This is a genomic window from Chryseobacterium sp., assembly GCF_022712095.1.
Lineage (GTDB): Bacteria > Bacteroidota > Bacteroidia > Flavobacteriales > Weeksellaceae > Chryseobacterium.
This window is the reverse complement of record NZ_JALAHD010000128.1, coordinates 1-6,365: the sequence shown is the minus strand read 5'-3', so window position 1 is coordinate 6,365 and position 6,365 is coordinate 1. Positions and strand designations below refer to the sequence as shown.

Below are 6,365 nucleotides of genomic sequence, written 5' to 3'. Positions count from 1 at the left end.
TTTCTTCAAAATATTCATCAAGACCACCTGTAATTTGCCGTATTCTTCGCTCGGCAAAAGCGGCTTTGATCATTTGTTGGATCCGTTTGACATCTTTCCGAACGGGGCCTTCGACATTGATCTGGTAAATTACTCGTTGGGACAGTTCATTGTTTGACGAATATGCGGCACCATCAGGGGGGCCCAGCGGGTCAATAACTACAAACGGTTTTGTCATATCCAAATTTTCTGAGACCTCGTAGTATTTGATTTGCTTTTTTTCCACAAATCGCATGACGTTCTCGTTTTCAGTAATAATCTGATAGACCATATCCAGTAAGTCTTTGCTCATTTTGCCAATTCCCCCAATCCGTCGCGCATATTTTTCCATGCCGCCGATTTCGCTTTGTCAGCAGCCTTTTGAACTGCACCCATTCCTTGAGGTCGGACGTATTTCCCAAAGCGGGTGTAACCAAACTCGTTCAGGTGGACTAGTCTCCAACGAGACATATCCCCTTTCCACCCGACATCAATCGACTTGATACCAGATGACGCTCCCTTGACGTTTCCTTTGACGACCTCATCATAGGTAGCTCCGCTGTCTCGGTAGTATGCGACTGCCTCCTTTGAAAAGAGAACGATCTCATCGGCAGTGTCTCGCAGTGCCTTATTGACCACTCGATTCGTTCGAGCGGGTCCCAACTTTGCTTCCAAATTTCTCAAGATTTCCTCTGTACCAGTGACGGAACTCATGATGTCACTCCAAGAATGATCTTGATTAGGCGACTATCTCGTGGACTTGGCTGCACATCGATCACATTCCAGCGGATTCCGGCAAAGTGGATATCATCCAATTCGACAACGTGCTTATTCGTTGGTTGATAGTCCAATAGCGGATCTCGAATATTGATTGTGACCGCTCGTTTCGTATTTTTTGTGTTCAGCAGTTCCCAGTCTTTCATCGATGGATTGTAAACTTCTGCCATCGCTTCATAGAGCGATTTTTGTTCTTCGTCCCCAGGTTCAGGACCATCAGCTGGTACGTACTCATAAAAAAAGACCGGCGTGCGGAGTTCACCCGCACCGGTCTTCTGTCTCTTGTATTTTGGGTCAATTGCCATCACTGTCACCTTCCATCAAATCAAAGCTGATATTTATAATGGACTCTTGAAAGTTTGGATAAAAATACTCCAATTGATCATTGTAAGCGTACCTTGATCGCTCTAAAATCAGTTCTTTTCCTCGTGGATATGTTGACAACTCAAATTTCCCACAAAGCTCAAAAATTTCAGCCGTGGAGGCTTCCAAAATAGATTTAAGATAATAATCTTCGGAAGAATGAAAAATCTTCATACGGGCCTTAAGATCGCTTAATAGAGCATCCGTCTTTTCGTCGATTTTTTCAGGTGTATCAGACATCATCAACCCCCGCCTTTCGTAGCAAATCAGCTTTCAAGTCGCCAGACTCATAGGCGATTCCTTCTTGATCTAGCCATGCTTTGAGCTTTAGCACCGTCCAAGAACTATTCGGAATCTCTAACTTAGCCCCTTGGGTAGAGGCATGATCAGGGTGTTTCAGGCTCAGTTTCTCCTTCAGTGCCACCTTCGGCTGGGATTGCGATGTCATACACTTGGGCAGAATAATTATCTACTGGCTCACCATTTCCAAGCATATCAATTGCATAAAGAACAGCGCGTTTCATAGCAAACGTTTCTTTATATTCATATACTTTTAAATCACAACTGTATTCCGTAATTTTGCTATATGAATCCTTCTTTAGAACTACAACTCAAAACTTTACCATCTGAGCCGGGTGTTTATCGTTATTATGATAAAAATGATCAGCTTTTATATGTGGGAAAAGCTAAAAATCTTAAAAAGAGGGTTCTCTCCTACTTTAATAAAACTCTTTCCGGATACAGGACCAAAATAATGGTCGGAAAAATCCAGCGACTGGAAACTACTATTGTAAACAGTGAATATGATGCTCTTTTATTGGAGAATAATCTGATCAAAGAACATCAGCCTTTTTACAATGTCATGCTGAAGGATGATAAAACCTATCCATGGATATGTATCAAAAATGAAGACTTTCCCCGCATTTTTCTTACCAGAAATATGATTAAAGACGGATCCGAATATTATGGACCTTATGCGAAAGTTCGCCCGGCCAAAGTTTTACTGGATACTATTAAGCATATTTACAAATTAAGAACATGTAACCTTAACCTTTCCCCTAATAAAATAGAAGAAGGAAAATACAAAGTATGTCTGGAGTACCATATTAAAAACTGTGAAGGACCGTGCGAAGGGCTGGAAAGCAAAGAAGAATATGATGAGAAAGTAGATGCTATACGCGGAATCATAAAAGGAGATTTCCGTAAAGCAAAAGACTATCTGGTTGCTCAAATGATGAAATATGCTTCAAACCTCCAGTTTGAAAATGCACAGCTCATTAAAGAAAGACTGGATATTCTTGAGGATTACCAATCTAAACATACAGTGGTGAATCCCAATATTGATGATGTGGATGTTTTTGGGATGACCAGTGATGAAACAGCAGCCTATGTTAATTTCTTTAAAATAAGAAACGGTAATATCATTCAGAGTTTTACTACAGAGATCAAAAAGATACTAGAGGAAAGTGATGAAGATATCCTGGAAGAAGCTCTGATTGAAATCCGGCAAAAATTTGCTTCAGATTCTAAAGAAGTACTTCTCCCCTTCCATTTATCTGTTGAAATTCCCAATGTTAAGCTCATTGTACCCAAAGTAGGTGATAAAAAGAGAATCGTCGAGCTATCTGAAAAAAATGCTAAAGAATACCGTCTTGAAAAATTAAAACAGGTCCAGATCGTAGATCCGGAGCGACACACCAACCGAATCATGGCAGAAATGCAGAAACTTCTGAGAATGCCTGTCGAACCAAGACATATTGAAGGCTTTGACAACTCCAATATCCAGGGAACAAATCCCGTATCTTCATGCGTTGTTTTTAAAGACGGAAAAGCAAGTAAAGCAGATTACAGAATTTTTCATCCAAAAACAGTGGAAGGCCCCAATGACTTTGCTACGATGGAAGAAGTTATTTACCGCCGTTATAAAAGAATGCTGGATGAAGGAGAAAGCTTACCCCAGCTCATCTTGATTGACGGAGGAAAAGGACAGCTTTCATCAGCCGTTAAAAGCCTGAAGCTACTGGGTTTATATGGAAAAGTAACTGTAATAGGTATTGCTAAACGTTTAGAAGAAATATATTTTCCTGAAGATTCTATTCCTTTGTATCTTGATAAGAAATCTGAAACATTAAAAATCTTACAAAGAGTAAGGGATGAAGCCCACCGATTTGGAGTAAAGCATCACAGAACGAGAAGAAAAAATTCAACTATAAAATCTGAGTTGGAAGAAATTCCCGGAGTTGGTGAAAAAACCATTGAGCTTTTATTATCCAAGCTTAAATCTGTAAAACGTATCAAAGAATCCAGCTTAGAAACTTTAGAAGAAATTCTGGGGAAAGGTAAAGCACTGGTAATCTATAATTTTTTCAATAATGATTAAAATATATAATAAATAAAAAATGCCCTCCAAGGAGAGCATTTTCTTATTTTTTGTAGAAAACTTCTTTCGTATACTCATCTCCTGAAACAGGAAGCTCAATCACCATATTTCCATTTTCCCAATATCCTATCGTATTCAGCCCATTGGCCAGTTTCACTCTGAAAACATCCTTCTTCCCAGTAATTTTAAAAGTAGCATAGGGAACAGAGCTATTGGCATCTGCCAAAATAAACTGAGCATTATCAATCTGTATTCTCTGTAAGTTTAGTTTTCCATTGCTAAACTTTTGTGCACCGGCATTTTCCACAGGTAGTGCTGAGATTTCAGCTACTGTTTCTTTCTCAATTACCTCTTGTTTAATTTCGTTCTTAGGTTCAACGGCAATATTGTTAACCGGATTTGAAACAGGGACAGCAATCAAAGCCTGGATTAAAGCATCCCGATATCCTTCTTCATAATCTTTGATGCTTGAAGAACCTTTTGTGGAAAGTATTTCTTTATCATTGCAATCTTTAAACTGAAGCTTTACTTTGTTTCTGAGAAAACTACTGTCATTCAAAACTTCAGCATTGATCACATTACAAGGACTTTGCTTAAGTTCAGAAGGCCAGTTATCTTTTGATCCCTCCACTATTACATACTTCTTTCCCTTCAAAGCTTTTGATAAAAAGGGAGCCAAACCATATTGATTATCTTTAAAGCTTTCAAATTTTTCAGAGATGTGAACATATCGGAAATCAGAAACCTTCTGTCCGAAAACAAGGCTTAACCCAAAAGAAAATATGAAGATAAATGTCTTTTTCATTTAAATTTTAATTTAAAAATTTATACAAATATAAGTGTTAATCATTTCTAAATGCTCCCATATCCAGCTTAAGAGAGAAAAAGTTAGAATAAAAATTAGATCCGCCTATTCCGGAATTGGTAATAGCATAGTCAAGAGTTAATCCTCTATAGCGTATTCCTATACCCGCACTGGGCTGAAAGGAAACCTTTCTTTTAAGATCTTCTATATCTGTTACATTTTGAAAACGGTTAATACCTAATCTTACAAAAATCATTTTCTGGTATCCTAACTCAGCTCCAGCATAAGGAGTTATACTAGCAAAATCTGTAGAAATCAAAGCTGCTGTTTTAGCAAAATCTACATTAATTCCAGCTTCTGGCAAAACATAAAGACTGCTATTGATATCAAACATTTTGCTTGCTCCTGCATTTAATTTAGGCATCGTTAATTCCATCTTATCAGTAGGTGCGGGGTTGAATTCTTCTCCATTAACCACTGTAGAAAGCTCATTCTGATTGATTGTCCAGAAATTGACTGTAGTAGTGACATCCCGCAGCATACCTCCGAATTTCCATCCGTTATCTGCTTTATAAATAGCTCCCACATCAAATCCGAAGCCATACCCGTTCGCAAACTTTCCTACATTTCTATACACTAATTTGGCATTAACCCCTACATCCAGCTTAGGATTTCCACCCGGATTAAAGGCATAAGAAAATATTGCTGCATAGTCGGACTGGGAAAATTTAGTAATCTTATCATAATCAATATTCCCTTCTGCATCAATCATCTGAGTAGTATTAAGTATGTTATCAACTCCTAATCTTACAATAGAAATTCCAAAAACACCTGTTTCTAAAGTTTTAGCATATGCCAAATAATCATATTTTGCAATTGATTCAAAGTATTCAGCGTGCATGGCCGCTCCTTGCCAGTCTCTCTCAATCGACATTAGACCGGCCGGATTCCACATTGGAGAATATACATCATCCTGATTAGAAATTACAGCTCCTCCCATTCCTAATCCCCGAGCTCCTGCTCCTATGTTGAGAAATTCATTAGAATATTTTCTGATAATCTGAGAATGAGAAAATCCAAATATCAAGGAAAATAATAATAAAAGGTATTTTTTTATCATATAAAATTGAACTCTTAGTTAAGATTTTTTTGTTTTCTTGCCTTTATTAATCCGTTTACAACAATGGCCAGAATCATTACAAAAGAAGCTATGTAAAATATAGGACTCATATGCTCTGATTCGCCAAAGATAAAGAAAGCTAATATAATTCCGTAAACAGGTTCCAAATTAACCGTTAAAATTAAAGTAAAAGGGGAAATGTATTTCATTAATTTAACTGATTCAAACATTGGAAAGGCAGTAAACAGACTGGCTAACAATGCTATTAACGAAATATCCCTGAAATTTATTTCATCCATCTGATACATTTGTCCTGTAAATAAATAGAATACAGATAGAATAGCCCATCCACAGAAAATCTCATAAAAAATAATATTTCCCGAACTTGTTTTTCCAAACAGTTTTCCATTAAAAACAGAAAACACAGTCCCGAATATAGCACACAAAACACCATAAAAAATTCCTTCTTTATATTGAAATTCTGTTTTAAAGATCAATAGAATACAAGCTACTATAACTACTCCCATTACTACCTCTGAAACATCAATTTTCCTTTTAAAAATAATTGGTTCCATGATGGAGGCAAATAAGGTAGATAGAGATAAACAGCTTAAGGCAATAGAAACATTTGAAACTTTAATGGAATAAAAGAAACAGAGCCAGTGAAAAGCCATAAAACAGCCTACACCCGCCAGTTGAAAAAAAAGTTTCCGGGAAACCTTAATACTCTCTTTTTTAATTACCCTTATAAAAAAATATAAGCATATGGCAGCAAACAACATTCTGTAAAACACTAAAATTTGTGCATTCACCTGAATAAGCTTTCCCAGAATAGCAGTAAATCCCCATAAAAACACAATCAAATGCAGCCTGAAGAGAGCCAATTTTTGCATATAGAATAT

Annotated in this window: 7 protein-coding genes; 1 reads left to right on the top strand and 6 read right to left on the bottom strand. The window is 37.1% G+C overall.

Going from position 1 to position 6,365, the window contains the following annotated elements; genetic code table 11:
* From Q0A18_RS06440 to Q0A18_RS06430, 3 genes are all read right to left on the bottom strand, one after another.
* On the bottom strand, positions 1-370 hold a 370-nt coding region (locus Q0A18_RS06440; RefSeq protein ID WP_292009322.1), incomplete at its 3' end, for a hypothetical protein.
* Positions 371-728: 358 nt separating this feature from the next.
* Positions 729-1,100 carry a hypothetical protein gene (locus Q0A18_RS06435; protein ID WP_292009321.1) on the bottom strand — a complete coding sequence of 124 codons (372 nt, stop codon included), beginning with the start codon at positions 1,098-1,100 and terminating at the stop codon, positions 729-731.
* A complete protein-coding gene (locus Q0A18_RS06430) occupies positions 1,090-1,401 on the bottom strand; it encodes a phage head-tail connector protein (RefSeq protein ID WP_292009320.1) in 312 nt (103 codons plus the stop codon). Before Q0A18_RS06430 ends, Q0A18_RS06435 begins: the two co-directional genes overlap by 11 nt.
* A 343-nt stretch (positions 1,402-1,744) precedes the next feature.
* Here Q0A18_RS06430 and uvrC point away from each other — a divergent pair, with 343 nt between their 5' ends.
* Positions 1,745-3,538 (top strand): excinuclease ABC subunit UvrC, encoded by a 1,794-nt coding sequence (gene uvrC, locus Q0A18_RS06425; RefSeq protein WP_292009319.1) that lies wholly within the window; start codon positions 1,745-1,747, stop codon positions 3,536-3,538.
* 43 nt (positions 3,539-3,581) lie between these two features.
* On the opposite strand, the gene Q0A18_RS06420 is transcribed toward uvrC, so the two are convergent.
* From Q0A18_RS06420 to Q0A18_RS06410, 3 genes are read right to left on the bottom strand one after another with little or no spacing between them, the layout of a single operon-like run.
* The gene (locus Q0A18_RS06420; protein ID WP_292009318.1) at positions 3,582-4,343 is read right to left on the bottom strand and encodes a hypothetical protein; all 762 of its coding nucleotides are present in this window, start codon (positions 4,341-4,343) and stop codon (positions 3,582-3,584) included.
* 37 nt (positions 4,344-4,380) lie between these two features.
* Positions 4,381-5,463, bottom strand: coding sequence for a PorV/PorQ family protein (locus Q0A18_RS06415; RefSeq protein ID WP_292009317.1), 1,083 nt, complete (start codon positions 5,461-5,463; stop codon positions 4,381-4,383).
* A 14-nt stretch (positions 5,464-5,477) separates the two neighbouring features.
* Positions 5,478-6,356 (bottom strand): DMT family transporter, encoded by an 879-nt coding sequence (locus Q0A18_RS06410; RefSeq protein ID WP_292009323.1) that lies wholly within the window; start codon positions 6,354-6,356, stop codon positions 5,478-5,480.
* Positions 6,357-6,365 lie beyond the last annotated feature (9 nt).

What these genes read in the sequence shown, in the direction of transcription:
- Q0A18_RS06435 (WP_292009321.1), bottom strand. Translation starts at nt 1,100, where the DNA reads ATGGCAATTGACCCAAAATACAAGAGACAGAAGACCGGTGCGGGTGAA.
- Q0A18_RS06415 (WP_292009317.1), bottom strand. Translation starts at nt 5,463, where the DNA reads ATGATAAAAAAATACCTTTTATTATTATTTTCCTTGATATTTGGATTT.
- Q0A18_RS06410 (WP_292009323.1), bottom strand. Translation starts at nt 6,356, where the DNA reads ATGCAAAAATTGGCTCTCTTCAGGCTGCATTTGATTGTGTTTTTATGG.
- Q0A18_RS06430 (WP_292009320.1), bottom strand. Translation starts at nt 1,401, where the DNA reads ATGATGTCTGATACACCTGAAAAAATCGACGAAAAGACGGATGCTCTA.
- Q0A18_RS06420 (WP_292009318.1), bottom strand. Translation starts at nt 4,343, where the DNA reads ATGAAAAAGACATTTATCTTCATATTTTCTTTTGGGTTAAGCCTTGTT.
- uvrC (WP_292009319.1), top strand. Translation starts at nt 1,745, where the DNA reads ATGAATCCTTCTTTAGAACTACAACTCAAAACTTTACCATCTGAGCCG.